Here is a 26,690-nt window from a genome sequence, read left to right as displayed (position 1 = left end):
ATCAGATGCGTGATTGAGAGGTGATCGGTTACCGTCTTCTATCCAGAACATCTCTGTGAGAGACTAATTAAATAATATTGTTCTGTATTGTTCTTATTCGAAGAATCGCTCTCTCGTCTGCGACAGTCGAAACCGAGTAGCCCAGTGGCGTGGTGTGATGTGATGTGATGTGATGTGATGTGGTGTAAGTTGGTTTCTCGATAGCGATCTTCGACTGTCCATTCGAGTGTAACTCTCCATTCGAGTGTACCGTGTCCATCGGCGTGCGCTTGCACGCAGGACGTTGGGCACGAGCAGTGTCACAACCAAGCCGGGGTCGGTGGGTTCGGGAGTTCGTGGTGAACGTCACTGGCTGCTCGCCAATCGTTTACCCACGTTCGAGATAGAGTGAGTACATGACAATCGCAAAGCCGATTGCAACGAGAATGCTGTTGATCAGGACGCCAACTTCGAGCGTGACCGAGAGAAGTTGGTGAGCGATTCCTGCCAGCAGTGCTCCGAGAGTGATACTGCCGAATCCAATGCCGAGTGCGCGCAGTGAGGGCGCATCTGTCCGTCGGTACGCCTTAAAAGCAATATACGTAATTGCACTTCCCAACAGCAGTATCACCGTCTTCACAGCGACGATTGCTGTCCCCATCCACGTCATAGCTCATCCCCCATCTTTGACCAGATGTCTGCGAGTCGTTCGTCTGCCTTGCGTGGCGGACGCTCGACGGTCACTGTGAAGGTGTCTGCTTCGTCCATCGAGATCAATACATCGTCAAAGTGGCGTTCGTACCGAGTGATGCGTCCGCCTCGGGGATTGATGGTATCCTGTTCGCGGACGAGCGACGCCCGACTGAGGAGGTCAAGCTTCCGATACAGCGTCGACTTTGGAATGTCGCAGACATCGATGAGTTCGTTTGCGGTCATGGGTTCGGTTGTTTCCCGAAGAATGGCTCGACAGTCGGCGTCATCCAACGCGTCTAGGATCTCCTGTAAGGAAGGAGAGTCCTCCGACGACGCTGAATCGCGCACCATTATCGAGTCTCGGATTGGCTCCGGAATATGGCATCCGATTGGAGTGCGACTGAAATAGAAGGATAGGCTGTCGAAGTGGGTAAATCGACAGCCCGCTCTTTACGTTCCGCGTTGGTAGTGAGTAACTGCGGCTTGGTGGACTGTCTCCCTGCACTGATACGGTCTGTCTCGAATCTAGGAGCTGTCTTCATCATGCTATCGTTCGGACTGATCCTTGGCAGCCAGCTATTTCTCTAGTAAGGATATGGACCGATATACCATGAGTGGATGGCGGATTCCCATCGCTTGGGAATTCGCCTTCGGTTGATTTACACCTCGATCGAAGTTTCGTTGATGACGACTCGATCCGTCCTCAATGCTCTTTCTCGGGAAATACCGACGTACAGAGGTATATCGTCACAGAGGACTCATCCACCCCGGTCGTGTGGCGATTCCCGGACGATCTGTCTCGGAGATAAGTGTGATGGTGATCTCGATGGTTGATCCAGTCACCGCGAGTCGACTCCAGTTTGCGATCACCACCATTGTCCACATCATCTTCCCCGTGATGAGCATGGGCCTTGCGCCGTTCCTCATCTATTTCACATGGAAAGAAATACGGACGGAACGACCGCTCTATGAGCAACTCCGACGGTTCTGGACGAAAATTTTCGCGGTGAGTTTCGTCGTCGGCACAGTGACGGGTCTCGTCCTCGAATTCGAATTCGGGACCAACTTTGCTGCTTTCTCAACAACGGCTGGTGAACTGTTTGGCGGGCCGCTCGCACTCGAAGGCATGATGGCGTTCATGCTGGAAGCGACGTTTCTCGGAATTTTTGTCTTCGGCCGCGACCGTGTTTCCGACCGCCTCTACATGCTTTCGAGTATCGCCGTCGGACTCGGAACGTGGCTCTCTGCCGTCTGGATCCTCATCGCAAACTCTTGGATGCAAACGCCCCGTGGATTCGACGTCGTCGTCGAGAACGGACACCGTGTCGTGAAACTCACCGACCCGCTTGCGGCGTATTTCAATCCACGATTCCCGTACATGTTCGTTCACATGCAAAATTCCGCGGTCGAGTCGGTCGCTCTCTTCATGGCGGGTGTCGCCGCCTACTACGTCTTCAGACATCACATCTGGGGCTACTCGATCGAGCACATCGACTTCTGGGAGAAAACACTCAAGATCGCACTCGTTGCGCTGCTCATTACAGCCCCGCTGCAGGTACTGCACGGTGATGCGTATGCCCGTCACGTCTCCGAAACCCAACCCCAGAAGTTCGCCGCGATGGAAGCCGTCTGGGAGACTGACGCCTCCGTTCCCGAGTACATAGTCGCGTTTCCGACTGAACTCGACGAGCTGTTGAATCCGCGAACCAAGGAACTCTTCGGCATCGGGATTCCAGGTGGTGCGTCGTGGCTTGCAAGCGGGGGTGATCCGCAGGCGATGATACGTGGTCTCGAATCGTTCTCGACGGAAGCGCCCCCGGTAGCGATCGTCTTCTGGGCGTTTCGGATCATGGTTGCGCTCGGTTTCTGGTTCATTCTTCTGGCGTTCTGGGGTGCGTATCGTTGGCGGCGAGGAGAATTGTTCGACGACGATCTCTTACACAAAGCGTTGATGGGTTCATCGCTCTTGGGCTTCGTCGCTGTCGAGGTCGGATGGATCGTCACCGAAGTTGGACGCCAGCCGTGGGTCATTCAGGGCGTTATGCGGACGTCAGACGGCGTCTCTCCCGGTTTGACGAGTGCCGAAGCGACGTTCACGCTCTTTGGATTTGTCACTGGATACACACTGCTGTTGGGTCTGTACATCTACGTCGTTGGCCGCCTCATTCGAGCTGGCCCGCCATCACGCGACAGCTTGCAGACGACCACCGAGTCACATGTCGATTCGGAGGTGCTTGACAGTGACTGATCTTGGTTCGCTGGCGACCGAACCGCTGTTTGGGCTGGCGCTCCCGGAACTCTGGTTTGCACTGCTGTTTTTCATTTTCGGGATGTTCCTCTTTCTCGACGGTTTCGACTTCGGGGTCGGCGTTCTGTTTGCCACCCGCGATGACCACGAGAAAGAGCAGTTACTCGCAGCCGTCGGTCCTTTCTGGGACGGTAACGAGGTCTGGCTCGTCGTTTTCGGTGGGACGCTGTTCGCTGCCTTTCCAGCAGCGTATGCGAACCTTTTCAGCCGGCACTATCTGCTGATGTTTGCGATTCTTGCTGCGTTAGGGTTGCGAGGCCTCGCACCGGAGATGTACGAAGAACGAGATGACGACCAATGGCGACGTTTCTGGGGATCTGCGTTCGTTGCTGGGAGCACCGCGACGCCGTTTCTCCTGGGACTCTTCGTGATGAATTGGATACTCGGATCGGCGACGATTCTCACTCTCCCCGGGATTCTTGCTGGTCTCACGGTTGTCACACTCACTGTCGTCGACGGTGCGGCGTTTCTCGGCTTGAAAACCCGGGGGTCGCTCCGAGACGATGCCAGTGAGTACGGCATTCGTGCTGTTGTGAGCTATCTCGTGTTGGCAGTTATCACACTGTGTGTCACATACGCAACCGCACCAAGCCTGCGTTCTTCGTTCCAGTCGCCGGTTGTCGTCGTCCTCGTTCTCGTGACTGGGTTGCTGACCGCTGGCTACGCCGCCGCGACCCGTCAACAGCGGTATTATCTCGCGTTTGCAACCGCAGCCAGCCTCGTCTTTACGCTCGTTGCACTGCTCGCGGTGCTCATGTTCCCGTTCATCGACCGCGCAACCGGACTCACGGTTCGTGATGCTATCATTTCGACGCTGCCGCTCAATCTCATGACGATCATGACAAGCGTGCTGCTCCCGCTGGTGCTCGGGTATTTCGCTGTTCTCTATTTCGCATTCCGTGGTCCGGTCGAACGCGTCGGAATGGCTGACTGAGCAGTTCTTTCGGTATTGTAAGGGGACGCAACCGTGCGATCGGCTGGCAACTACGGTAGCGGCGCTCGCAGTGAACATCCCAGATGGCGCTGGTCGGTAGCATCGAGAGGCTCTGGTGGGAGGGATCGTGTTCTCGTATTTCGACCTCCTTACCGATCGGACCCACAAGTCATGCGCACGCGACCGTCGAATCGCCGTACATCTCCATTTCATATCGTGGCATATGATTTATGACGTGCGTTTGCGACTGTTTTTGTCTCTCGCCGACAAGGGATTGGTAATGAAGGTCTTCGGCTCTAGCGGCGTTCGGGGCGTCGCGAACGAGGAACTCACACCGGAGTTTGTCGGTCGTATTGCGATGGCTGCGGGATCGGTGTTCGCCGCAACGGGAAACGAACGGGTCGTGCTCGGCCGGGATACAAGAACGACCAGTGAGTTGCTCGTCGACAGCGCGGCGGGCGGATTGGCGAGTGTCGGTTGTGACGTGACTGACATCGGCGTCCTTCCGACACCAGCAGTGCAGGCGTACGCCGAGCGCGAAGAGGTGCCCGCTCTGATGGTGACTGCGAGTCACAATCCGCCGGAGTACAACGGGGTGAAACTCATCGGTGCGAACGGAATCGAACTGGTCCGTGATACGCTCGAACAGGTCGAGGATCGGTTGCTCACGGAGCGTTTTGCAACTGTTCAATGGGATCAGACTGGCCACCGACGCCGCGTTGAGAGTGCCCGGCACTCCTACATCGATGAGATTCTTGCTGCGGTCGATCGTGATCGGATCGCCGACGCCGAGGTAACGGTTGCGCTCGATCCCGGCCACGGAGCGGGCGTTCTCACCAGTCCACGGCTCTTTCGTGAACTCGGCTGCTCGGTCGTGACGGTGAACGCCCAAGCGGATGGGCACTTTCCGGGACGCGATCCGGAACCAGTCGAGACAAACCTCGCTGATCTCCGGCGACTCGTCACGACCACGGACGCAGATCTCGGTATCGCCCACGACGGTGACGCAGACCGTGCCATCTTTGTCGATGAACGAGGCGAACACATCGAGGGCGATGCGGCGTTTGCTGCGCTCGCAGCCGCCGAACTGGAACCGGGCGACGTGACCGTCTCGGCTGTAAACGTCTCCCAGCGCTTGGTTGATGTGGTCGAAGCATGCGGCGCATCACTCGAACGAACGCCGATCGGGAGCACGAACATCGTCACGCAAATCCAGAAGTTGACCGCAGAAGGTGAGTCTGTCCCAATCGCTGGCGAAGGCAACGGAGGCGTACTCTTCCCCGAGTACCGCTTGTCCCGTGATGGTGCGTACACCGCCGCTCGATTCTGTGAACTCCTTGCAGATCGGACGGCGAGTGAGATAGCGCTCGATCACGCGGGCTACGTAAACGTCAGGCGCAACGTCAGCTACGAAGATGATGTCGAACGCGAACGACTGCTCGATGTCATCGAAGAGACGGCTCGGGAGGAAAACACCGACCTCGACACAACCGACGGATACCGCCTCGATTACGGTGATTCGTGGGTGCTTGTTCGTCCCAGTGGAACCGAACCGATCATCAGGATCTACGCCGAGGCGTACGAGCACGACCGGGCTGCTGAACTCGCAGACTGGATGCGAACGGTCTTGCTCGATGCCATCTGATCTCTGTCGCTGTTATTGGTAGTCATCCACCGACTCGAACGTTCCATCGCAGAGTGCGCGTGCGATCGATGCTGTGTCTTGAACATCGATTTGGTTGGGATATTTTCGTCTGAAGTAACTGACGAGGTTCGAAACGTCTCGTTCGAGAAACTCGTCTGCGTTCTGATGGTCCGTCGGAACCGCTTGTGGCCAATCGAATATCGTCACACCGTCTTCACTTACGGCGACATTGTACTCGCTCATGTCGGCGTGGACGTACCCTTTTTCGTATGCACTCGCCAGTTCGTCGAGAATGAGATCGAGTACTCCAACCGCCTGTTCATCCGGGAGCGACGCCCGGGAGAGTTCGACACCCTCCAGTTTTTCCATCACGATGGCGTGGCGGTTGTGATCGATTGGTCTCGGTACAGCCACCGTGGGATAGACGGTTTCGAGTGCCTCGTACTCGCCCTCGGCAGCCTTTCGAGCCGTGTAGAGCCACGACCGGTGCTGGCGATCGGCGGTGTACTCGCGCTCGCGTTGGACCTCTCGAAAGTTCGTATACCCCTCTCTGTGATATTTTAACGCGAGTGATTTGTACGAAGCAACCTCGTACACATCGCTTTCCTTTCCGACACCAAGGGGTGCACCGAACCCCTCGATCGTTCCCCGTTCGACCAGCGTGTGGAGCGCAAGCGCATCGTAGCCCTCGAACGTAAGACGAAATCCTTGGTACTGCATCGTCTTGCGCTCTATGAATCCACGCCGCTCACAACGGTCGATTCGGTGATCGACCTCCTCGCTGTCGAGACGAGCGTACTCTGTGAGGGTCTCCCGATCGACCCACTTGCTAAAGCGCATCCCGTGCTCGACGCCCGAGAGTAGATAGAAATCCTCCGCCTCGAGCTCTCGTATCTCTCCGGCGACGTTCCGTACCATGCCCTCGCTACCCTTGCAGCGGGTAAAAGCTCCACGCGTCTGTAGTGATATACTGCATATCGCTATACGAACTATCTACGCTAGAGAATGAGAACGAGGAAAATCCCGACACTCGCACTGCCAAGCAATATTACAGCGATCACCTGTGCCATCTTCTTGGCACCGGCTGTCCATGTGACGACGACATAAATGGACAGTTGTGCGATTGTCGCAACTACAATCCCGACTCGGGTAGTGTTCGAAGGGAGTGACACCTCGAGATTGTTGATGAGAACAAGAACGACGGCGATCACCGCGCCGATCATCAGTGCCGAGCGAATTCGAAATGGGGTATCTAGTTCACTGGCCGGTGGGTCACGGCTTCGAGTACGAACTTGCAACAGGCCAATTACGACAATTCCAACCCCGGCCATTGCTGTGAACGGTACCAGCAACGATTGGGCAAGTTCCGGGCTGAGTATCTTCACGACAATGAAGTTCCGAGAGAACAGCATCGTCGATGCGATCGCCCCAGCGAATGTATAATCGAGATCGAACGCCGGGTATCGCTTGTATTGTTCAGTGAGTGACGTGATCGTCATGCCGGGGGAGACAGCACCTCCCAGTATCCCCGTGAGGCTGATCGCTGTTGCCGGATCGACGACTTTCGAAAGAAGATATCCGAGGAAACTCAGCCCAGCGATGAACACAACGATCAACCAGAGACGTCGAGGATTCAAACCGAATACCAAATCAAGATTTTTGTTCGGAAGCAACAGCAGGACGAACACGAGCACGAGAAACTTAAACGCAGCCACGAACGTTTTCTGTTCGGATCGGTCTCCCTTGCTACGGCCCATCTTCACTCCCGATCTCCGAGATCCTCGTTGGCTGGTGACTGTTCCTCTCTGTCGAGACGTTCAACAGTCCCACGCTTCCCATCGACGCGAATCCACTCACCGGTCTGAATGTCTGTGGTTGCGTTTGAAACGGAGACGACAGCCGGAATCCCGTACTCGCGTGCAACCAGTGCTCCGTGGGTCATCTGGCCCCCAACGTCCATCACGAGTCCGGCTGCGTTCTGGAACAACGGTGTCCACCCAACGTCTGTCGATGGCGCAACGAGTATCTCTCCTTTTTCGAGTGACTCCTTCGAGGGGTCGTACACTACCCGAGCTGGTCCTTCGACGACTCCCGAAGAAACCGGCGTTCCGACGAGCGCATCCGCTGCAATTTTGGTGTCTGCGGCCACCATGGGAGTTTCTCCGTCACTCATGAGTAGTGGTGGAGCAGTCATTGAGGCGAATCGATCGTGAGTGCGCTGTCGCTGCTCGAAATCTACGTCGAGTGGTGTCTCACCTTCGAGTGCAGCGAGCAACTCGTCTTTACGAAGATACCATACGTCAGACGATTGGTCGATCCGACCCTCTGCAGCAAGCGTTTCTCCTGCGTCGGCGAATACATCGTGAGCGATAGCGAAAAAATGGGCTGCTCCGTGCTTGTGATACTCTCGGAGCTGAATTCCTCCTCGATAGACACGAATCAACCGCCGCACAATTGGCTTTTTGATGAATCCAACTAGGCCACGGCCAGCGCGGGCTTCGAGGGCAGCGGCTGACTGCGCTGCGTTCTGTTTCAAACGCTCCAGATGCTCCCGGTGTTCTCCGTGGTCGCTCTGTGCAAGGGTGCTCCGAATCGTCTGAAACAGTATCGCAGGGTTGTCCTTCCAACGTGGACGACTGAAATCAATCTCGCTACTCGATCGGTGACCAAAGTCATCGAGAAATGCATCGAACGCAGTCACGAAGTTCTCTCCACCTTCGACCTGCTCGATCTCCGAAAGCGGGGCTTTTGATTCGAGTGCGTCGACCACCGCTGGATGTTGGCGGGCCAAATCGGCGAGATCGCCGAGCCGCTGGTTGATTTGGGTAGCAATCTCGTCATCGAACCCTTTGCCGAGGGCGTCGAGGTCGTCTTCGGCGTCCGGATAGAGCCGCTCGAGGATGCTCCCCGCTATGGCTCCTGCTAAAAACAACGGCATCGACTGACTGACTATTTTTGTGGCGAGCGTCCCGAGCCCGATCTCTTCGTAGATCACTCGCACCTGGTCTGCTTGTGAACGCGGCTGAGAAACGCGTTCTGCGATCTGCTGACCATTCGATTCGACGACTTCATACACGCGTTCGGAATCTTGTGGTCCACGAATGAACGGGCGAACGAAGCGAGCGACTAGCCGTGGTGCGGCCGAAACAGCAACTGGAAGCGTGTGAACCACACGACTGATTGTTTGCAATCGGTCGGCCACACCTGCTGGGGGCGGTGTTTGGCGTTCCTCGATCAGCTCTGCAATCGTTCTCGCCGCCGGTTCGCTCATCGAAGTGAGAATCCGAAGAACCACGCGCCGTGTGAGACGGTTGTGGAGTAACGGTGTGAGATCAACGTAGATCCGATGTCCAGCCTCGACTGCGATCGGTTCGTCGGTCTGTCGTAGTCGAGAGGCTGAACTGTTCACCATCTCTTGCAACAAACCAACGCTGAGCGGCGGTATCGCCTCCGGCATCGCTTGCTGATGTCCCATACAAAAGTAGATGTGACGGCGATCGTCGTCCGAGGACCGAGACGGAGACAGAGATGGTGGCGGAGATGGAGACGGAGACGGAAGCGGGAACAATGACGTAATTGGGCGCGATTGGAGTAGGATGACGTCTCCGTCTACGAACGCCCACTCGATGTCCTGTGGTCCTCCGAGCAATTTGTCGACTTGTGTCCCGAGTTCGACGAGTTCACGCAGTTTGGTGTCCGAGAGTGTTCGTGACTCCTGATCTTCCGGAGAGATATCTACTGCCTTCGTTCCTTCTTCTTCCCTATTTGTATAGAGCGCATGGCTTTTTTCGCCGATCTCGTATTCAAGAACGTCTCCGGTTCGTTGATCGACGCGGACGTTATCCGGAGAAACCTCGCCAGCAACGACTGTATCACCGAGACCGTAGTTCGCATCGATCGATGCGATGTGGCGATTTCCTGACACAGGGTCGGCAGTAAAGAGGACTCCTGCTATCTCGGGATCAACCATCTCTTGAACGACGATCGCCATGGCAACAGCGTCGTGGGAAACGTCGTTCTGCAACCGATATGCGACGGCACGATCGGTGAAAAGGCTCGCAATGCAGTCTCGAATTCGATCGAGAACTGTTTCTGGTTCAGTGACAGCGAGAAACGATTCGTGTTGTCCCGCAAAGGATGCGGTCGGTAAATCTTCTGCTGTCGCGCTCGATCGGACGGCGTACGCGCTTGCATCCAGTCCCTTCAGTGCGTTCACAATGGCAGTTTGCACCGTTTCTGGGAGGTCACGCTGTCGAATCTCTGAACGTATCTCTGCACTCATCTCAGTGATTCGCTCTGAGTCGTCCGGTTCGAGCAATTCCAGAGACTCGATCGTTGTCTGCACTTCCGAAGTTATAATAAATTCATGATAAACGGCGGTCGTCACGCAAAATCCGTCAGGAACCGGAAAATCGGCCGCCACAAGACGCGCTAGATTCGCTCCCTTCCCCCCTGTTAGCGTGCGTTGTGTTGCACCTTCGTCATTCAGCGAAAGTGTGTACTGATCAGGATCGGATTGAAAACGGTGTGTTCTGTTACTCATTGTCCTATGGTTCGGTTCCTCTCACGAGCGATGATACCGGTGTCAGAGCCGTCTCTGGATTCTGATCGGTTGCTCTTCACGGTATTTCGCATCGTCGCTGCTATGTTCTGCTTCATAGTGGTATATAGCAAGCAGTGTGGGTTGTGATGACTGCCTAGAACTAGTGGTGGTTTATACCTTCACGACGATCAATGTGTACGACTGCGAATCTATACAATCGGCGACAATGATCGTTCGAGAATCGTTGCTGGTCTTCGACGTTCTCCGCCGATTAGTTCATCTAGAACGCGGCTCAGTCATTGCTGTCAGCTGTCGTTGTTCGTCGAGAGACGTCAGGAGTGGACCTGGCGCGCCGGTTGGCTTCGAAAGCCGACGTAGTCATCAGGACGAAGCAGAGACAGCGACGGCACTGTGGCATCGTACCGTTCGTGAAGTTGCGCTCCGTCATCTCTCAGGAGAATTCCTCCGTAGGTCTCGGTAGCGCGTTGGGTATCTGGGACGATGAAATACGGCGTTACGAGATCTCCCACGCGTTCTATGACTGTCTGGGCGATTTGTCGTAGCTCGTCACTTTCGGCTGGGTCGGTGCCAGCGAACAAGAGTAGCACGAACTCCGTTTTTCCGTGGATCTCCCGATAGAGTGACGTCTCAGTCCCGTTTGGAGTGTGACACGAACCATCGGGAGGTCGTTCACCCGCTTTCGGCGCATTCCATGCCTGACGTGCTCGTCGTACTAATGCTACCTTCGATTGTGCATCAAGGAGTCCACTCAGCGGTGATTCCGAGTGGATCTTGGACAGCGCAGTCCTCGGTACTCCATCGAACTCGCATCCTTCTCGACGATCCGACAGTCGATACCGCGACGCTGGAGTTCGATCGCTATCGTTAGATCTATCGAGCCGGCACCGACGATGAGAACGTCCGTTTCACTCTCGATGGAATCTTGGATGTGATTCCTCCGTATGATGACCGTTTGCTGTATTCTCTGTCAGCTTCAACTGCCGTCTGGTCACGAGTGCTGTGAGCAGCAGGAGAACCATCGCAGGGACAGCTTCAGTCGGTGGATCACGGTTTTTGGAGTGGGTGGAGAGTGCTCCCAGCATCGTCGTGAGCGTTAGGCTTTCACTGATGATGGCAATCGTCGGTCGGGAGCGTCTTGCAGGCAGTTCTACTCCGCCGCTGACTTCCAACGCTCCCGTTGTGACTCGGACCCACGTGGGGAGCCCCATTGTTCGAAGCTCTGAACGTGCTGGCTGGTCCCGGCCAACTTCGAACCACCGCTGAGAAGCATCACGACCCCCAGCCCTTGCAAACCATCGAGAACGCGTCCGAGAGTAGACGTGGAACTCGATCTCCTCTCATCGTCACGTTGGGTCATCCCTTGTCGGATCGGTGTTTTTGTGGGTGATTGACTCGGTTTCACAGGTGAATGTACGGATGGTAGAAAGATTCAATAACTGCCTAGCACTAGTGGTGGTTCAAATAGCTAGTCAGTATTCGAAATGCACCAATACGCACAGAGAAAAGCGAAACTGCAGATAAACATCGAATGAGAGCGATAACGTTCGTCGTGACGCCGCCGAAGTCCCACCCGGCCTACCAGATGTTCGACGAGGAGTCTCAGTTCACAAGAGAACGAATCTACAATCTCAATGTGTTAGAGGACGGGACGATGGTCCTGCTGGGTCGAGTTCGTGGTGATCTCGAACAGATACGACTGGTAGTCGAAGCGCAATTAGACACACTCGGTTTCAGTATTTCTGGGACCGACGGGGATGGTGGTCTGGTATATATCCACGTCCATCCGCCGACAGAAATCAAGCGGTTTTTGGAACTTCCACGGGAACACGAGGTGTTCTTCGATTTTCCGGTCGAAGGGACCCGCGATGGCAAACTTCGTTTTGTCATGATTGGCGAGACTAACGAGGTGTTACAGCAGGCATTAGCTGATATGCCTGAGACAATGGATTTCACCATCGAACGTATCAGTGCGTATTCGGACGAATCTGGAGCTGTGCTTGCGGTACTGACCGATCGTCAGCGGGACGTGCTTGATGTCGCCCTCGAACTCAACTACTACGACGCTCCACGGCAGGCTACTCACCACGACATTGCCGAACAATTGGGACTCTCTGTTGGTACCGTCACGGAACATCTACAAAAGATTGAGGCGAGTGTGTTCGGCGCATTTCGGTAATATCTGAGAACGATCGGAGTGAGATGCGTGTGGTTCTCGATTTATAACAGCCTATGTACCACACTCAGACCGCAGTTCTGTCTCGATTTGTTCGACATACGTCGTCGTTATTTTCTCCAGAATAGCCTCGCCAGCCTCGGTGGTTGCTTCTCGAGGATCGCCAAGAACACCAGTCTCGGTGACTGACTGGAATCCTTCGCTGAGCAATTGAGCGGTGCGAATTTCGCCTTCGTATCCAGCTGCGAGTTCGTCCGTTCGAACGAGTCCTTCATTGATCGCCATGACGATGGCTGTCTCGGCAGCGCCCGCGTGAATCACCGGCTCCTCGTACGCTACACCCGCCTCGTGAAGTCCTTGATTCATCAGTATCATGTGCTCGTCGAGATCAGCCAACGCGATCACGTCGGCATCAATTTCGCGGGCAATCTCCGGAGCAACAGTGTTGACTGGCGCGAAATTCCCGCCGTGCGTCGGGACGAGGACAATGTACTCGAAGCCGTGCTCGGCCAGCGATCGGCAGTACGAACGAATTGTATCCATCAGCGTTTCTGGCGAAATTGTGATCGTTCCGGAAAATTCCATGTGGTGGCCTGAACAGCCGGGTCGAATCGTGGGAGCGGCCAGCGCATCTCCAAGCCGCTCTGCGATCCGTCGTGACAGTTCGTCGCCTGCAAGTGTGTCCATGATCAGCGGGAGGTGTGGACCATGTTGCTCGACAGACCCGACGGCTACAACAGCAGTCCGTGTTCCGTCTTCGAGCGCTCGCTCGATCTCTGAGTAACTATACTCTTCTAAACGGACCGATTCAGGGGAAAACACATACCAGTATGATATATATTTCATATTAAAATTTCTGGTGTTTTAGCTGATTGCAGCGCTAAAGCTATCGTCAGCGGTGGGGATACAGCGTCGTTACAAGTATGGGATCAGCCCGAGGGCACGGACAAGCGGAACGCCGCTTACGGACGCACCGAGAAGGTAGCCGACAATCGCGCCACCGTTCAGGAGGGGGAGTCCGGCGTGCGGACGACCTTCCATCACCATCTTAATGAGGATGATGAGCCCACATAGTGTTCCGATCATGGCGGTCAAGGCAGGCAGCGTGAGTGCGAATCCCGGAACGAGTGGTGCTGTCGGAAGGAAGAAAGCAGCACTTGCAACCAGCACCGACGGCATCACCGCATCACCCAAACCGATGAAAAACGCACCGCGCGAATCCGGCGATCCAGCAGCCGCGGTTTCTGCTTCGTTTTCGTTACTCTCTTCGCTTTCTTCGTTCTCGTCCGTCTGATCCATGCGTTCGGGCGGTGAATCGATGTACGAATACGAGAGCGTAAGCGGGATCACGAGCACGACGGGTATCTTGAGATCCATCACGCCCGAAGCGAGTGTGAGCATGTGCTCTGTTTTGTAGACACTGATCGCGTCATAGACTGCGAGTACTGTTAGGAGGAGGATTGCTGGGAGGAGGCCGAGACTGATGCCGAACAGCCCCGCTGCTCCCATTCCCATTATGATGCCGATGGTGTCGATGATGTACCACTCTGGATAGACGAACAACGCGATTGCGAGCACGAGTGAAATACCTGCCGCGGGAAGATGCGTAGCCCCGATTCCGGTTCCAAAAGAGGGGAGCACCACGGAGAGGACGTAGTAGGAGAGAAACGCACTGGAGCCAACGATGAGCACGTGAACGAGTCGGTCGGCTCCAAATCGGAACGCAGTGAGCATCACGCCCGTCGCAGCGAACACCCCGAGAAGATAGAGAAGGGTGTTCGTTGGGTTGGCTGGATTTTCGACAGGCTGGTAGCCTGCGCTCTGAAACGGTTCAACGAGCACTAACGCCCCGATCTGAACGAGAACGAAAATGGCGATCGTCGCGCCCCCCGCCGCGTACACCCTGCTGTTCATACGCATTGCTCACGCGGATGGCGGATAAGCCTCACCGTTCCAGGCATCTCAATCGTCACCCGTTCACCGGGCGTAAACGATGGAGCCGAGTAACAACGGGAGTTGCACGTCCGAATCGGGGGAAACGGCAACGTACGGTCGATCGACCGGACCGAACACGTCCACCACGCGACCGACGCTATCAAGATTCTCGTCGATGACGCTCGTTCCGATATCGGGATGCGTCTCGTCCGGTGCACGGACGACAGCGAGTCCTTGTGCGGTTCGCACAACACTACCGATGCGTTTTAGTTTCATTACCGGAGTGCGCCGACGTACGCTGCAATTGCTTGCAAGAGATCGCTCTTTCCCGCCTCATCTGCGTTCTGTATGAGCACGCGGCCGCGAGATTCGTACTCTCGTGAGTACGTTTTATCGCGCTCAATAACAGCGTCGTATCCGATCTGTTGGACAGCGCGAGCGATTTCGTCGACCGTCGGATTTTCGACCGCGAGTTCGAGGGATACACGGCGTCCCTCGTTCCGCGACAGCCTCGAATCGAGCGCAGCGGGCCAGATGACGTTCTCGACCATAGCAACACCAACGACGGGCGCTGAAACGAATCTTACGAAGCGCTCGTGGTGTGTGTACAGAGGGTCCTTCTGATTGATGTGATGGTCGAGAGAGAACAGCAATCAAACTCGAATCGGTCACTGAGAGACGAGATACACACCGGAAAAGCACCAGACCACGAGTGAGAAACGTTCTACTGGCGCAGTCGGGCAACGAGTGTGGCTCCGAGTAGCGCGAGCATTGCGGCGATAACCCCAAACCCGGGTCCGTTCGTCTCGGTGGTTCCAGTGGTGGCCGTGGCGTTCGTCGCCGCTGTCGTCTTTCCGTCGGTTGCTGTGCTCTCGTCAGTCGCATTCGTTTGCTCAAAAGCGTCCGGATGGAACGATCTCGCCAGTGAGTTCATCGGGGTGATGACTCGTGGAGCAGGCTGGCTGATGTAGCTCGAATTCACGACCACGGTTTGGTTTTGCTTGAGTGCGGTCGTTTCCGTGTAGGCAGTTTGGTTCGGAATGTTCGGCGTATCGCTTCCGACGACAATCCACTGTGGATCCTGTTTGATCACAGACTCGGGATTGATCTGCTTATAGCCCGTAATACCGGCGCTCGCTGCGATGTTCTCGCCGCCAGCGAGGGTGATCACTCTGTTGATGAACGTTCCGTTTCCGGGAGTGTACCCATCACCCATGAGGTAGAGAACGCGCGGACGGTCACGATTCTCGACAGCCGACTCAATCGACGAGACGGTTTCGTTCATCGCTTCGACGCGCTGATTTGCTCCTTGACACGCACCCACGAGTTGCCCCGTTAGCGTGGTTTTCCTGTAGATATCTTCGATTGATCGACCGCTTTTGAACTTATAGACTGTTAGCCCCGCGCTACGGAGCTTCTCTACCGTTTCGTTACTCACGACGTTCGGCGCGAGTACGAGATCGGGAGTCAGCGAGACAACCGACTCGATGTTCGTGGTGTAGCCGTCTTGCTTTGTGATGTCTGTTCGATCGCCCGATTTCGAACCGTTCAGGAACGAAGTGTACGGGCCAACGGGCAAGCCGACAACCTTCTTCTTTGCGCCGATCTCCCACATGGTCTGTGCCGCGCTCGGTTGGAGCGCAACAACGCGGCCAGGTTCACTCTCGACTGTTACCGCTGTCCCCGTCGCATCGGTCTTTTCGAACGGGAACGAACACGTCGGCTGTGCGGACGCGGACTGTACCGTTCCTGTTGATACCCCTGCTCCTGCTCCCGCTGCCAGTGAGGCGGTGAGCACAAGCACGACGGCGAAGCATGCTATCAGTCGCTTCTGTTTCATCATTCATTTGGAGCGTTCGTTTGCAATAAATATTTATCTAATCCAACCAAGCTTGTGAACATGCGACGATGGATGCGGACCATTTGGTGGTCGGTTGGTCTGCTATGTTTGCTCGTTCTGACCGTTATTTGGAGCGTGACCATCGGGCCGGTGCGCATCTCGGCATTGGTCGTAGCAAAGGCCATACTCAACGCGGTCTCAGTCCCCGCAGTGACGATCGATCCGGTTTGGATGGCGACCACCATCGGGCACGCTCCGTGGTTGGCGCTCGATATCTCGTTCGTCCATCCGTTCGATTTTCCTGTACCAAGATCCAAACAGATCATCGTCAATCGCCTCCGTCTCCCTCGGATCGTGCTCGCCGCAGTCGTCGGATTCGCCCTTTCGACCGCGGGGACCGTTATGCAAGGATTCTTCCGTAATCCGATGGCGGACCCATCGATTATTGGCGTCTCCTCTGGTGCAGCGGTCGGTGCAGTAGCGACGCTCGTGTTTTCGCTGTCAATCCCGTTTGGATTGCAGGGGATCGCCTTCCTGTCTGCGCTCGTCACTGCGTTTTCTGTCTATCTCATTGCGACGAAAAACGGACGGACGCCCGTTGCGACGCTTCTCTTGGCTGGTGTCGCGGTTCAGACGTTTCTCGGGGCGGTCGTCTCGTACATGCTGTTACAGGCTGGTCGGAGCATCAATACAGTGCTCCACTGGCTGATGGGTGATCTCGCTCGCGCGAGCTGGAATGATGTCACCATTTCGTTGAGTATCTCACTGATCGCGTTCGTCCTCCTCTGTGTCTTCACGCGAGACTTGAACGTTCTCCTGCTCGGAGAAGAGGACGCTCGGACACTCGGAATCAACGTCGAGCGAACAAAGCGGATTCTCCTCGCAGTATCGAGTCTCATCACTGCGGCCGCGGTCTCGGTAGCGGGAGTCATCGGATTTGTCGGACTCATCGTTCCCCACATGCTTCGCCTGCTCGTCGGTCCGGACCACCGCATTCTGTTGCCGACAAGCGCTATCGCTGGTGCGGTGTTTCTCGTTGCGACGGATACGATCGCGCGCTCGGGAACCGCACAACTCCCCGTCGGTATCGTGACAGCAGCACTCGGTGCGCCGTTTTTCCTGTATCTGCTCCGCCGCCGAGAGGTGCATCGACTGTGACCCGTGAGACCACCCCGATGATTGATGTGGAAAACGTCGCAGTATCGCTCGGCGGAACACCAATTCTCGACAGTGTTTCGTTTTCGGTGCCTGCTCAGTCGTTCGTCGCACTCGTCGGTCCGAACGGAGCCGGGAAGACGACGCTCTTGCGGACGATCAACGGCGTACTCACGCCCGATTCGGGAACCGTCTCGATCGATGGGAACGACGTTCGCTCTCTCTCTCGCCGCGCTGCTGCTCGGCTGGTCGCAACTGTTCCACAGGACACAACCATCTCGTTCGAGTTCTCCGTCCGGGATGTCGTCGCAATGGGACGAACACCACACCGCTCGCGGTTTCAGCGTGCCGATGACGATGACTCTGTCGAACGAGCGCTCCGACGGGCTCACATCAGCCATCTGGCCGATCGGTCTGCTGGTTCCGTGAGTGGTGGTGAACGCCAGCGGGTTCTTCTTGCCCGCGCACTCGCACAGGATGCACCCGCGCTGGTGCTCGATGAACCGACAGCCAGCCTTGACATCACCCATCAAGTGCGAACGCTAGAACTCGTTCGTGATCTGGTCGACGAGAGCGCGACAGCTCTTGCAGCGATCCACGATCTCGATCTCGCAGCACGCTTTTGTGATTCCATCGTCGTCATCTCGGACGGCCGTGTGCTTGCAGCCGGTCCCCCTGAATCTGTCCTCACCGAATCCACTATCGCGGAAGCGTTCGGTGGCCGCCCTCACGTCCATCGACACCCGGTTACGCAATCACCAACAATCACAACGCTCGGAACGCGTGAGAGCGAACGAGAACACGAACACGGACAAGAACGAGAACAGCAGTAAACGAATTGTGTGAAGACGCTTGTGGCCCTGATGGGTCTGGTGTGCTTCGGAAAGTGAACTCGCTACTGGTGTGAATTGATATATGTGGGTAGGTAACACGACCCTCGGAGTGTTCAGTAATGTTGAACACGTAGCGATAATATTGTGAGAAAGCAAGATTTCATCTATCTCCACGGGCTGCTCGATCGAGTGTGCGTTGTGATGCAAACCCGAGGTGATCTCTCCGATGAGGAGCTCACATCGTACCGGACACTCGATACGTCACCGACAGCGGTGTATCATCCGAAACAGGAGCACGAACAGGCTGTTAAAACGCTTGCCTCAATTCTAACGGAGGCGATCGAATCCGACCAATCGCCACCTGCTCACGCCGACAGCAGTCGACGGATCCACTGACTTCGAAAGAGGTACTCGTGATGGCTCCTATGAGCACTGCCGATCGGTTTTTCCTGTTTGTCACGTTGCTCGTATTCCTCCTCATTCTTCTCGGGATCATCATCAGCAACGTTGATGGAGAGTGTTTGATAGTGTGCAATGCGTTCGTCTCCCGACGGCGAGTGCACTCCGGAATCCTTATACTGCTCTTGGATCGAATAGTAACTGTCGGTGGTGTACAAACGCGCCAGTGTAGCTCAGCCGGCAGAGCGAATCCTTCGTAAGGATTAGGCCGAGGGTTCAAATCCCTCCACTGGCTTTGTACGGAATTACTTTATCAAATGCATAGAAGCTCTATACAGTATACAATCTTTGCTGCGATTTGGTAGAATTGATGTTTACCTGCGGAGCATTGTGCCACATTCAGGAAGGGTACATTTGATGTTCCTGAAACAACATCGTACCGCAGTCTGTGTGTCAGGCCGAATCTGTTGGATTCTATGACGTGATCTCCGTAACCACTTCGAGCAGCGAGACAAGGCTCCCGAGAAAAACACCAAGAACAAGCCCACACTGCTACGTATTGCGTTTCGGTAGTGGATCCTTCGATGAACGAATACCACTGGCAATCAAGAGAACCCCTGCGATGAGTTCTTTCATCAACTCAGGAATTGGGTCGCCACAGCGTCGAAATCTCAGTCACCGCATCAGTCGGACATCGAGACAGACGTTCACTTCGTGTGGAGCGTACGATCGCACCGTGTGCTGTGTTTCGACACTGACGTCGTACTCCGACGCTGCGTCCCGAATCGCTCGCTCACCGGGTCCAAACGGGTCGTCTTCGTGTTGGATATCGTAGTAGTGGAGCACACACTCATCACCCGCCAGCCGGACAGCCGTCTCGAGGAACTCGTTTGCGCTGTGCGGGAGGTTCATCACGAGTCGATCTGCCCAATCGTCGTACGCGATCTCTCGTACGTCGGCGTGAATGGCCGTAACACGTTCTTCGACGCCATTCCGACGGGCGTTCTCCCGGAGAAACTCGATCGCTGCCGGGTTGAGATCCACACCCACCGTTTTCGCGCCACGTGCTGCGGCGGGGACGACAAACGGACCAACACCAGCGAACATGTCGATGAACTGCTCTTCTCCCTGAACTTGTTCGACAACGCGGTGGCGTTCAGTTGCGAGCCGTGGTGAGAAGTACACTTGCGCGACATCGAGTGCGAATTCGTTGCCATACTCGCGGTGAATTGTGTTTGTATCGCCAGCGAGCACGTCCCACTCGCGCACGCGGAGGTCACCTTTCACCTTCGACGCTCGGTTGACGGTGCTTTCGATGGGAAGGTCTGAGGAACAGAGCGCGTCGGCGATCTCTCGTGCTCGCTCTGGGTCGTCTTCATCGAGGATTGCGAGTTCGCCGAGTCGTTCGTAACTCGGCTCGTATCCAAGGATATCGCTGGGCATCGTCTGGCGATTGCGCTCGGGAGCGTCTCGAACGACGACAGTGTAGTCGTCGGGCGCATCCACGACAGGGATGTAGAGCCATCCGTCTACAACTGTGATCTCATAGCTCGGATGCAAGAATTCACCCCCAGCAAGTGCTCGTCGAGTCGATTCGCCCTCCGAGGGTCGAACGCGGACACAGGGGACCTCAACCATGAGCGTGATCACCGTCCAGCGAGGCTAAGTCTGACGCTTCGACCCAACTACTCGTTCCTCGCAGTAGTATCTATCACCCCGTCTGCCGTTCGCTTTCTTTAACCCGGTCGGTCACGCAGTTCGTCCATGCTCACGTTCGTCGGTCTCGGTTTGTTCGACGAGCGCTCGATCACCGTCGAGGGACGGGAGGCGCTCGCCGGTGCGGATCACGTTGTTGCGGAATTTTACACCAGCCAACTCGCCGGAACCACCATCGAAAAACTCGAATCGTATCACGATGTCTCGATTGAGGTGCGCGAACGCGCAGGCATCGAACAGGAACCAGGTTCGATTCTCGACGCTGCGGAAACCGAACAGGTCGTCTTTCTCACCGGGGGCGATCCGATGATTTCGACCACACACGTCGATCTCCGTCTCCGAGCCACAGCACGAAATATCGACACCCGAATCATCCACGGGACCACGGCCGCATCGGCAGCAAGCTCACTAACTGGGCTGCAGAACTACCGATTCGGAAAGGCCACGACGCTTCCGTTCCCGTACGCTCACGGCGGAGACAGTGTCCCACAAAGCGTTATCGACACCATCGACGACAACCGCGAGCGCGGTCTGCACACGCTCGTCTATCTGGATATCAAAGCAGACCGAGGTGAGTACATGACCGCTGATACCGCTGCTGCGTTGCTCTCGTCGGCGTACGAGACTGAGGATGATGACGGGACGCTTGCCGTTGCGGTCTGTCGTGCTGGGAGTTCCGATCCCGTTATTGAAGCAGATAGTCTCTCTGTGCTCGCAGACCACAACTTCGGTGCTCCTCTCCACTTGCTCGTCATTCCGGGGGATCTCCACCACATGGAAAGCGACGCACTACGAGAACTCGCAGGCGCACCGGTGGGCCTCCTGCCAACGCTCGATTGAGCCGTCCTCAATTGATCGCGTGCAAGTCGTACTCGGTTCCGGTCACCATGTAGAGGAGGTCCTCGACGACGACCAGTGCGACTGGGAGTTCGCGGACGACGAGCCACGTAATTCCAACAAGTGCGACGACCGAGAGACTCTGAGCGAGGATACGATCAGCGATGAAGTACGACACTCTGTAGGGGTCGGTGGCAGAAAACAGCCCCAGAATGAGATCCGGAGCGATATGGAGGCGTTGCTGGCCGAACGTAAGCCCAATAAATGTGTTGCGAACGAGATTGAGCGCATAGATCACGGGCAGCGACACCGAAAGCGCGCGGAATTTTTGTGCGAGTGGAGCACGAACGGCGGCGATGAGGCCGCCAATGATAGCCATGCTCCCGAGTCCTGTACAGGCAATACGAATCGTATACGTTAGCCGATGGCCGTTCTCTGCGACAAACAGGAATGTGCTCCTGCGATCCGGGCGTCCGACGACTGCACCACTAACAACACGATAATCTGCGGGCGCAGTCTGCCCAAACACTCCCATTAGGAGCTCTGTCTGATGAGTTACGATCTCGATCAATCCCGTTGTCAACATAGGGATCGCCTCGAATGGCAGGAAAATGAGCCCCATGGCGGCAATAGCTCGGGAAAGAACGAAAAGCGAATCCCGACCGCGCAAGAGGAGATATCCCGTGTAGACGCTTGCTGGGACTGCGATAATACTACCGATGCCTTCGATGATACTCTTCGAATCGATGAGGTAGTGGTGGATCAACGAAAACCAAAACGCAGCGAACAGGATCCACGCCACAACAGTGAGCGTTCGAGCACTGTCTCGCCCCACGTATTCGAGTGCTGCGCCACCGAGGAAAGCAGCAAGCACCAACCATGCCAACGGATCAGAGAACTGTTGGGCCCAATCAAGCACGCGAAACAACGACTCAACCATCAGTTACCACATGAACCAGAGAACGCATAGCTATTGTGCGTCGAATAATGACACGAAGAAACGCTCTGGTATTGTGACATGGTCGGACAAGCTGGAGTGATGTCAATTCAGTTCTCTCGCGTTCTGTGGGCTGAAAGCAACGTTATCACGCCGATAGCTACGACTCCCGCAGCGAGTCCGAATCCGGGACCATCTGTTTCTGTGGTTCCATCGGCTTTGAGCGTCGTTTTCTTGTTACCGATATTCGATTCGTCCCCTCTTTCGCCGTCTTCGTTCGATCCGGTTGCGCCGTCGAGTGCGTGAGTGCCCGTTCCATCACTCCCATTCGGGAGGGCATAATCGTCTGTGCCATTGACCGGCGACGGCACAGACGGCACCGTCTCATTCTGGGGATCAAGCTCTGTGGTCGTTCCTTGTCCGATTCCGTCTCCGACAGACGCGTTCGCCGAGTTGGCGATCGGCCCACCGTCGGCCCCTACGTATGGCTCGTCTCCGGTCGTGATGTCCAATTCATGGTTTCCATTCGTATCGTGGTACGGAACAACGACAACCGTACCGCTGCGTTTATATGGAATATCAAGCTCAATTGATGTGTTGTTCTGTAGACCAGGTCTAATATATTTGGCCCCTCGAAGACTTTGTGCTGGCTTTGTCTCGTTCTCGGTATCGAAGAACGACCGATCGTGCACCGTTATGAACCCACCCTCGGAGAGATTAACAGACCTGACAACGATGGTCTGTGTCTCGTTCGCTCCGATATTCTGATTGTTGACGCTCACCGAAGCAGTCGATGGCCGTTGTACAATTCCTGCGGTTGATGCGTTGTCTTCGAATCCTTGATTCGGAATTGTTAGATCGAATGACGTCCCTTTCGTGACGTTGGTAAAGTCGAAATCGAGATCGAATGTTCCGTCAGACTCCACCGACGTCGTCCGTGTAATAACGAACGAAGATCGTTTGTCTGATTGCGCCCGAATTGTGAGGTACGTCCCCGGAGCCACGGTTGTCTCCCCAGATACTGTTTGGTTGGTTTCTGCTTTGACAGCGATCGTTCCCTGATCGTCTGTGGTATCGAACGACGCTGCCCGTGGTTCAATCTCGAAATCCGCTGACACCGACGTCTCGTTTCCGGTAACGGTCACTTCGAACTGATCATCTGGCGCTGCATCGACTGTCTGCTCTCCGCGCTTGAACTCCGCCCGCTCTGTGTCGATGACAATATACAGAACACTTCCTGCGTGGAGTACTTTGAGTCCGCCGTTCTCCACCGTTGCCCCGAGGTCGAGTCTCTTGGCGTCGTCGTCATTTGTCTGTGTGATGTCGATGTCGATGTCGCCGGACTGTTCCAGCTCGAGAAGCCGTTCGGCGTTGGTGCCCGACGATCCGTTACCCGAAGCGATCGCGTTCGACAGCTCCGTCGACGACAGACGGAGGATCAGAGCGTCATCGATGGCGATCGTCTGGTCATCCACAGCAGCTGCAGAAACGTTGGTGACTGTATCCAATGAACTGGATGATGGGGCTGTTTGGATCGTCAGTGTCCCCTGAGTATCCGACGTGAGGGACTGGACGGTTACATTCCCCCCGACATCCATCGTAGCATCGATAGCGTCGCTGTTCGCTTCGGTGACGTCATTAGTCACGAATGATTCACTATCGTGCGTGGCGATAGCACTCACACTTCCAACGCTTGCGACGACAACGAGCAATCCCACCACGATCGCTCCAACAAAGACCGAACACGTCACTATTGTTGTAAGGATCTGACTACGTATTGTGGTCGTTGTATCCGTCATACTCTTACTATCCCTGTTTCGTCAGACACTTTTGCCCGTTCTCCGATTCGAATTATAAATAAGTAGATGAATAGATAATCACCCGTTTTCACTTCGTTTTGTCACCATCTCTGTGACATAACTCGAAGGTGGTCCTATCTTTATAAATGCTTTCTGGTGAATGGACACCGATGGACCAATAAATGGTGATCAAATCGTAGGTGAGATCGGTCGCCGATGGCTTTCGATGGGTTTTACGCTTGTTCGAGAAGAGAGTTCACGTACATGAGCGATCAGGGTTATCGAATCGAGCGAGACAGTCTTGGTGAGGTAGAGGTCCCAGCAGACGCATATTGGGGCGCACAGACTCAGCGGGCAGTCGAGAACTTTCCGATCAGCTCCGTCACGTTCGGTCGGCGCTTCATCCGCGCGCTCGGAATCGTGAAAAAGTCGGCTGCACGGGCGAACCGCGATTTGGATCACATTGCCACCGACAAAGCGGACTGTATCATCGAGGCTGCGGACGAGGTCATCGATGGCGAACACGACGATCAGTTCCCCGTCGATGTCTTCCAGACCGGGAGCGGCACGTCCTCGAATATGAACGCAAACGAAGTCATCGCCAACAGAGCAACAGAGCGCTACGGCGGGACGATCGGTTCACGGGAGATACATCCGAACGATCACGTCAACTTCGGCCAATCGAGCAACGACGTTATCCCGACCGCGATGCATATCGCTGCGCTCGAAGCCGTCGAGGACGATCTGTTGCCCGCACTCGAAGCGCTTCGTGATGCACTCGCGGCGAAAGAAACGGAGTTCGACGATGTCGTAAAAACCGGCCGCACGCATCTACAAGATGCGACACCGGTCCGGCTCGGGCAGGAGTTCGGTGGTTACCGCGCGCAGGTGGAGAAGGGAATTACCCGCCTCGAAGACGCCACGCCACGATTGGCAGAACTCGCTCTCGGTGGAACAGCGGTCGGAACCGGCCTGAACACCGATCCTGAGTTCCCACCACGCGCCGCTGAATATATCGCAGAGGAGACGGGACTTCCGTTCCGTGAGGCAGACAACCACTTCGAGGCCCAAGCCGCCCACGACGCGATGAGCGAGATCCACGGCGCGATCCGGGTCGTCGCTGGCTCGGTGAACAAGATCGCGAACGATCTCCGTCTGCTCGCTTCGGGACCACGGAACGGATTGGGCGAAATTGACCAGCCTGAAAACCAACCCGGCTCTTCGATCATGCCAGGGAAGATCAACCCTGTTGTTGCCGAGTCGGTTAATCAGGTCCACAAGCAGGTTGTCGGTAACGACGCGGCAGTCTCGGTCGCCGCGGCGGACGGACAGATCGACCTCAACCTCTATAAGCCCGTCCTCGCGCACAACGTTCTCCAGTCGGTCGAGTTGCTCTCGAACGCTAGCAGTGTGTTCGCAGAGCGATTCATTGCCCCACTCGAAGCCGATCGGGAACACTGTGAACAACAGGTTGAGCGGAGCATGGCGCTTGCAACTGCGCTCAATCCGAGTATCGGCTACGATAAGGCCGCCGAAGTCGGGAAGACTGCACTCAAAGAGGGGAAAACCGTCCGCGAAGTCGCTGTCGAGAAGGGATATCTCACCGAAGCGGAAGCCGACCAAGTGCTCGATCCAGTGAAGATGACCGAGCCGGGCATTCTCGGAGACGAGTGATTACCGAACTCCCGAGGCCGCATCGATCCACTCGATCCATTCGCCGTGTGATTGGTACATCGCCAACAGTGATGCGCTCTTAGTACCGTTTTCGAAGGCGAGCAACTGCGCAACTGGCGCAAGTAATCGCGGGGAGTACTCACACGACAGCCAGAAGAGATCCCGCTGTTTTCCGAGTGCTGTGATCCGATCGAGGAGTTGCTCGCGTGCCGTCTGTGAGAACTGATACAACGCGTGTGTATTGAATAGACAGAGGGTTTCGTCGGTTGGAATGCGTGAACAGACCGCTTCGAGGCGATCGACTGCATCCCCCGCCACGAGTGTCGGTGGATCGCGTTGTGCAGTCTCGATTGCGCAAGCGAGATGCTGCTGGCGCTTTGTGTGTTCTGGCCATATCAACGCTCGGAGCCACTTACTGTCCTCGACGGCACTGACATCGAGCGGCCGCACGTCAATCCCAATTCGAGAGCCGATGGTCGGCATGGTCGTTGGAAGGGGTGGAGCGAGCGCTCCGCGAACAGTGCAATTGAGTTGGACGGCTGCCGTCTGCTCACCACAGCGGCCAGCGTCTCCGTAATCGTAGCCGAACTGGTGCAAACAGAGATTCAACCCCGCACTCGGACCGATTTCGAGCAACGCAAGCGGGGTGCGCTTTGTGCGCTGGAACAAATATTCAAACGCGGGCAGTAACACCGCGCTACGGCGCACCGCGTTGGTTTGGACCCGCCGCGTCCCGAGAATCGACTGGAGTTGATCCCTGTTATCGAGACAGAACGCGCGAAAGAGCGGATACGTCTCATCATCAACCGGCAAGGGATCCGCAGCGATACTTGGATAGTACGAGGCGAGTGGGTGCTCCGGCGTCTCGAACAGCAGGTACTGGACCGCAGCGAACAATAGATTTGGCGTCGGCTGAGCTGTGGGAACACACTCGGCAAGCGCAAGCAGTTCGGGATCTTCGCAGATTTCTCTTGAGAGGTGGGCATAGAGTGGTGACGAACCACGAGATTCCTGCGCTGCGAACTGCTGAAACTCACCAGCGGCTTCACTCATGAGTCGTCTTCACGCACACGATAGATGAATCCCACCATCACGCTCTGATGATTCTTCGTTCGACGACTGAGCCATCCCAACGGTCGGTCTAGAGTTGACTTCCTCGAATTGCTCGAACGATATTTGCCACAGATCGTCTGCATAACAACGCCTTACTTCAAATAAATGATTGTATTTCGTAGTATACCGTATATACTGAAACGATATGTTAAATTT

General features: G+C 55.7%; 27 protein-coding genes and 1 tRNA gene. 10 read left to right on the top strand and 18 right to left on the bottom strand.

Features of this window, described 5'->3' with window-relative positions; all coding sequences use genetic code 11:
* Positions 1-367: 367 nt before the first annotated feature.
* On the bottom strand, positions 368-649 hold the full coding sequence (locus MW898_RS14660; protein WP_248908512.1) for a DUF7521 family protein: 282 nt from the start codon (positions 647-649) through the stop codon (positions 368-370).
* Positions 646-1,023: a winged helix-turn-helix domain-containing protein gene (locus MW898_RS14655; RefSeq protein WP_248908511.1), complete on the bottom strand. Its 378-nt coding sequence runs from the start codon at positions 1,021-1,023 to the stop codon at positions 646-648. The genes MW898_RS14660 and MW898_RS14655 overlap by 4 nt, the downstream gene beginning before the upstream one ends.
* Before the next feature lie 475 nt (positions 1,024-1,498).
* Between MW898_RS14655 and MW898_RS14650 the strand changes: the two genes are divergently transcribed.
* The 3 genes from MW898_RS14650 (at position 1,499) to glmM (ending at position 5,559) form a co-directional block, all read left to right on the top strand.
* A complete protein-coding gene (locus MW898_RS14650; protein ID WP_248908510.1) occupies positions 1,499-2,920 on the top strand; it encodes a cytochrome ubiquinol oxidase subunit I in 1,422 nt (473 codons plus the stop codon).
* Positions 2,913-3,914: a cytochrome d ubiquinol oxidase subunit II gene (gene cydB, locus MW898_RS14645; RefSeq protein ID WP_248908509.1), complete on the top strand. Its 1,002-nt coding sequence runs from the start codon at positions 2,913-2,915 to the stop codon at positions 3,912-3,914. Before MW898_RS14650 ends, cydB begins: the two co-directional genes overlap by 8 nt.
* Before the next feature lie 280 nt (positions 3,915-4,194).
* Positions 4,195-5,559, top strand: a complete 1,365-nt coding sequence (glmM, locus tag MW898_RS14640) for a phosphoglucosamine mutase (RefSeq protein WP_248908508.1) — start codon at positions 4,195-4,197, stop codon at positions 5,557-5,559.
* Between the two features lie 12 nt (positions 5,560-5,571).
* Here the strand turns inward: glmM and MW898_RS14635 are convergent, their stop codons facing one another.
* The 6 genes from MW898_RS14635 to MW898_RS14615 all read right to left on the bottom strand — a co-directional run bounded on the left by MW898_RS14635 (position 5,572) and on the right by MW898_RS14615 (position 11,454).
* Positions 5,572-6,477 carry a serine/threonine-protein kinase RIO2 gene (locus MW898_RS14635; RefSeq protein WP_248908507.1) on the bottom strand — a complete coding sequence of 302 codons (906 nt, stop codon included), beginning with the start codon at positions 6,475-6,477 and terminating at the stop codon, positions 5,572-5,574.
* Between the two features lie 80 nt (positions 6,478-6,557).
* Positions 6,558-7,316: a DUF4010 domain-containing protein gene (locus tag MW898_RS14630; protein WP_248908506.1), complete on the bottom strand. Its 759-nt coding sequence runs from the start codon at positions 7,314-7,316 to the stop codon at positions 6,558-6,560.
* Between the two features lie 2 nt (positions 7,317-7,318).
* On the bottom strand, positions 7,319-10,102 hold the full coding sequence (locus tag MW898_RS14625) for a PEP/pyruvate-binding domain-containing protein (RefSeq protein WP_248908505.1): 2,784 nt from the start codon (positions 10,100-10,102) through the stop codon (positions 7,319-7,321).
* Positions 10,103-10,434: 332 nt separating this feature from the next.
* The gene (locus tag MW898_RS14620) at positions 10,435-10,710 is read right to left on the bottom strand and encodes a hypothetical protein (RefSeq protein WP_248908504.1); all 276 of its coding nucleotides are present in this window, start codon (positions 10,708-10,710) and stop codon (positions 10,435-10,437) included.
* A gap of 161 nt (positions 10,711-10,871) precedes the next feature.
* A complete protein-coding gene (locus tag MW898_RS26205; protein ID WP_368409148.1) occupies positions 10,872-11,039 on the bottom strand; it encodes an FAD-dependent monooxygenase in 168 nt (55 codons plus the stop codon).
* Entirely contained in the window at positions 11,029-11,454 is a 426-nt protein-coding gene (locus MW898_RS14615; protein WP_309242240.1) for a DoxX family protein, read from the bottom strand. Before MW898_RS14615 ends, MW898_RS26205 begins: the two co-directional genes overlap by 11 nt.
* 197 nt (positions 11,455-11,651) lie before the next feature.
* Here MW898_RS14615 and MW898_RS14610 point away from each other — a divergent pair, with 197 nt between their 5' ends.
* The gene (locus tag MW898_RS14610) at positions 11,652-12,299 is read left to right on the top strand and encodes a helix-turn-helix domain-containing protein (protein ID WP_248908502.1); all 648 of its coding nucleotides are present in this window, start codon (positions 11,652-11,654) and stop codon (positions 12,297-12,299) included.
* A 51-nt stretch (positions 12,300-12,350) separates the two neighbouring features.
* Here the strand turns inward: MW898_RS14610 and MW898_RS14605 are convergent, their stop codons facing one another.
* From MW898_RS14605 to MW898_RS14585, 5 genes are all read right to left on the bottom strand, one after another.
* Positions 12,351-13,118, bottom strand: coding sequence for a creatininase family protein (locus MW898_RS14605; protein ID WP_248908501.1), 768 nt, complete (start codon positions 13,116-13,118; stop codon positions 12,351-12,353).
* Positions 13,119-13,211: 93 nt separating this feature from the next.
* Positions 13,212-14,216 carry a presenilin family intramembrane aspartyl protease PSH gene (locus MW898_RS14600; RefSeq protein WP_248908500.1) on the bottom strand — a complete coding sequence of 335 codons (1,005 nt, stop codon included), beginning with the start codon at positions 14,214-14,216 and terminating at the stop codon, positions 13,212-13,214.
* Positions 14,217-14,273: 57 nt separating this feature from the next.
* Positions 14,274-14,507: an H/ACA ribonucleoprotein complex subunit GAR1 gene (locus MW898_RS14595; protein WP_248908499.1), complete on the bottom strand. Its 234-nt coding sequence runs from the start codon at positions 14,505-14,507 to the stop codon at positions 14,274-14,276.
* A complete protein-coding gene (gene srp19 / locus MW898_RS14590; protein ID WP_248908498.1) occupies positions 14,507-14,782 on the bottom strand; it encodes a signal recognition particle subunit SRP19 in 276 nt (91 codons plus the stop codon). Before srp19 ends, MW898_RS14595 begins: the two co-directional genes overlap by 1 nt.
* A 173-nt stretch (positions 14,783-14,955) precedes the next feature.
* On the bottom strand, positions 14,956-16,071 hold the full coding sequence (locus MW898_RS14585; protein WP_248908497.1) for a PGF-CTERM-anchored ABC transporter substrate-binding protein: 1,116 nt from the start codon (positions 16,069-16,071) through the stop codon (positions 14,956-14,958).
* A gap of 60 nt (positions 16,072-16,131) precedes the next feature.
* On the opposite strand from MW898_RS14585, the gene btuC reads away from it, so the two are divergent.
* The 3 genes from btuC (at position 16,132) to MW898_RS14570 (ending at position 18,455) form a co-directional block, all read left to right on the top strand.
* The gene (gene btuC, locus MW898_RS14580; protein ID WP_248908496.1) at positions 16,132-17,229 is read left to right on the top strand and encodes a vitamin B12 ABC transporter permease BtuC; all 1,098 of its coding nucleotides are present in this window, start codon (positions 16,132-16,134) and stop codon (positions 17,227-17,229) included.
* Complete coding sequence (locus MW898_RS14575; RefSeq protein WP_248908495.1) at positions 17,226-18,059, top strand: heme ABC transporter ATP-binding protein; 834 nt, start codon at positions 17,226-17,228, stop codon at positions 18,057-18,059. The genes btuC and MW898_RS14575 overlap by 4 nt, the downstream gene beginning before the upstream one ends.
* 144 nt (positions 18,060-18,203) lie before the next feature.
* The gene (locus MW898_RS14570) at positions 18,204-18,455 is read left to right on the top strand and encodes a UPF0058 family protein (protein WP_264383063.1); all 252 of its coding nucleotides are present in this window, start codon (positions 18,204-18,206) and stop codon (positions 18,453-18,455) included.
* On the opposite strand, the gene MW898_RS14565 is transcribed toward MW898_RS14570, so the two are convergent.
* Positions 18,425-18,676: a hypothetical protein gene (locus tag MW898_RS14565; RefSeq protein WP_248908493.1), complete on the bottom strand. Its 252-nt coding sequence runs from the start codon at positions 18,674-18,676 to the stop codon at positions 18,425-18,427. The two genes, MW898_RS14570 and MW898_RS14565, sit on opposite strands and share 31 nt — an antisense overlap.
* 4 nt (positions 18,677-18,680) lie before the next feature.
* Between MW898_RS14565 and MW898_RS14560 the strand changes: the two genes are divergently transcribed.
* Positions 18,681-18,753: transfer RNA gene (locus MW898_RS14560), tRNA-Thr, on the top strand.
* A 380-nt stretch (positions 18,754-19,133) separates the two neighbouring features.
* On the opposite strand, the gene MW898_RS14555 is transcribed toward MW898_RS14560, so the two are convergent.
* Positions 19,134-20,096 carry a class I SAM-dependent methyltransferase gene (locus MW898_RS14555; protein WP_248908492.1) on the bottom strand — a complete coding sequence of 321 codons (963 nt, stop codon included), beginning with the start codon at positions 20,094-20,096 and terminating at the stop codon, positions 19,134-19,136.
* A gap of 126 nt (positions 20,097-20,222) precedes the next feature.
* Here MW898_RS14555 and dph5 point away from each other — a divergent pair, with 126 nt between their 5' ends.
* Positions 20,223-21,014 carry a diphthine synthase gene (dph5, locus tag MW898_RS14550; protein WP_248908491.1) on the top strand — a complete coding sequence of 264 codons (792 nt, stop codon included), beginning with the start codon at positions 20,223-20,225 and terminating at the stop codon, positions 21,012-21,014.
* A gap of 7 nt (positions 21,015-21,021) precedes the next feature.
* Here dph5 and artA read toward each other — a convergent pair whose 3' ends face one another.
* Together artA and MW898_RS14540 are read right to left on the bottom strand one after the other, a co-directional pair.
* On the bottom strand, positions 21,022-21,951 hold the full coding sequence (artA, locus tag MW898_RS14545) for an archaeosortase A (RefSeq protein ID WP_248908490.1): 930 nt from the start codon (positions 21,949-21,951) through the stop codon (positions 21,022-21,024).
* 107 nt (positions 21,952-22,058) lie between these two features.
* On the bottom strand, positions 22,059-23,666 hold the full coding sequence (locus MW898_RS14540) for a DUF7282 domain-containing protein (RefSeq protein WP_248908489.1): 1,608 nt from the start codon (positions 23,664-23,666) through the stop codon (positions 22,059-22,061).
* Between the two features lie 345 nt (positions 23,667-24,011).
* Between MW898_RS14540 and MW898_RS14535 the strand changes: the two genes are divergently transcribed.
* Positions 24,012-25,421 carry a class II fumarate hydratase gene (locus MW898_RS14535; RefSeq protein WP_248908488.1) on the top strand — a complete coding sequence of 470 codons (1,410 nt, stop codon included), beginning with the start codon at positions 24,012-24,014 and terminating at the stop codon, positions 25,419-25,421.
* On the opposite strand, the gene MW898_RS14530 is transcribed toward MW898_RS14535, so the two are convergent.
* Complete coding sequence (locus tag MW898_RS14530) at positions 25,422-26,474, bottom strand: DUF2332 domain-containing protein (RefSeq protein ID WP_248908487.1); 1,053 nt, start codon at positions 26,472-26,474, stop codon at positions 25,422-25,424. It lies immediately after the preceding gene.
* Positions 26,475-26,690 lie beyond the last annotated feature (216 nt).

The organism is Halocatena marina, assembly GCF_023276375.1.
GTDB lineage: Archaea > Halobacteriota > Halobacteria > Halobacteriales > Haloarculaceae > Halocatena > Halocatena marina.
This window is presented reverse-complemented; position numbering and strand designations above follow the sequence as displayed.

Excerpts from the sequence above, each read along its gene's own strand:
- MW898_RS14660 (WP_248908512.1), bottom strand. The coding sequence starts at position 649 with ATGACGTGGATGGGGACAGCAATCGTCGCTGTGAAGACGGTGATACTG.
- MW898_RS14655 (WP_248908511.1), bottom strand. The coding sequence starts at position 1,023 with ATGGTGCGCGATTCAGCGTCGTCGGAGGACTCTCCTTCCTTACAGGAG.
- MW898_RS14650 (WP_248908510.1), top strand. The coding sequence starts at position 1,499 with ATGGTTGATCCAGTCACCGCGAGTCGACTCCAGTTTGCGATCACCACC.
- glmM (WP_248908508.1), top strand. The coding sequence starts at position 4,195 with ATGAAGGTCTTCGGCTCTAGCGGCGTTCGGGGCGTCGCGAACGAGGAA.
- MW898_RS14635 (WP_248908507.1), bottom strand. The coding sequence starts at position 6,477 with ATGGTACGGAACGTCGCCGGAGAGATACGAGAGCTCGAGGCGGAGGAT.
- MW898_RS14630 (WP_248908506.1), bottom strand. The coding sequence starts at position 7,316 with ATGGGCCGTAGCAAGGGAGACCGATCCGAACAGAAAACGTTCGTGGCT.
- MW898_RS14625 (WP_248908505.1), bottom strand. The coding sequence starts at position 10,102 with ATGAGTAACAGAACACACCGTTTTCAATCCGATCCTGATCAGTACACA.
- MW898_RS14610 (WP_248908502.1), top strand. The coding sequence starts at position 11,652 with ATGAGAGCGATAACGTTCGTCGTGACGCCGCCGAAGTCCCACCCGGCC.
- MW898_RS14600 (WP_248908500.1), bottom strand. The coding sequence starts at position 14,216 with ATGCGTATGAACAGCAGGGTGTACGCGGCGGGGGGCGCGACGATCGCC.
- MW898_RS14595 (WP_248908499.1), bottom strand. The coding sequence starts at position 14,507 with ATGAAACTAAAACGCATCGGTAGTGTTGTGCGAACCGCACAAGGACTC.
- srp19 (WP_248908498.1), bottom strand. The coding sequence starts at position 14,782 with ATGGTCGAGAACGTCATCTGGCCCGCTGCGCTCGATTCGAGGCTGTCG.
- MW898_RS14585 (WP_248908497.1), bottom strand. The coding sequence starts at position 16,071 with ATGAAACAGAAGCGACTGATAGCATGCTTCGCCGTCGTGCTTGTGCTC.
- btuC (WP_248908496.1), top strand. The coding sequence starts at position 16,132 with ATGCGACGATGGATGCGGACCATTTGGTGGTCGGTTGGTCTGCTATGT.
- MW898_RS14555 (WP_248908492.1), bottom strand. The coding sequence starts at position 20,096 with ATGGTTGAGGTCCCCTGTGTCCGCGTTCGACCCTCGGAGGGCGAATCG.
- dph5 (WP_248908491.1), top strand. The coding sequence starts at position 20,223 with ATGCTCACGTTCGTCGGTCTCGGTTTGTTCGACGAGCGCTCGATCACC.
- artA (WP_248908490.1), bottom strand. The coding sequence starts at position 21,951 with ATGGTTGAGTCGTTGTTTCGCGTGCTTGATTGGGCCCAACAGTTCTCT.
- MW898_RS14535 (WP_248908488.1), top strand. The coding sequence starts at position 24,012 with ATGAGCGATCAGGGTTATCGAATCGAGCGAGACAGTCTTGGTGAGGTA.
- MW898_RS14530 (WP_248908487.1), bottom strand. The coding sequence starts at position 26,474 with ATGAGTGAAGCCGCTGGTGAGTTTCAGCAGTTCGCAGCGCAGGAATCT.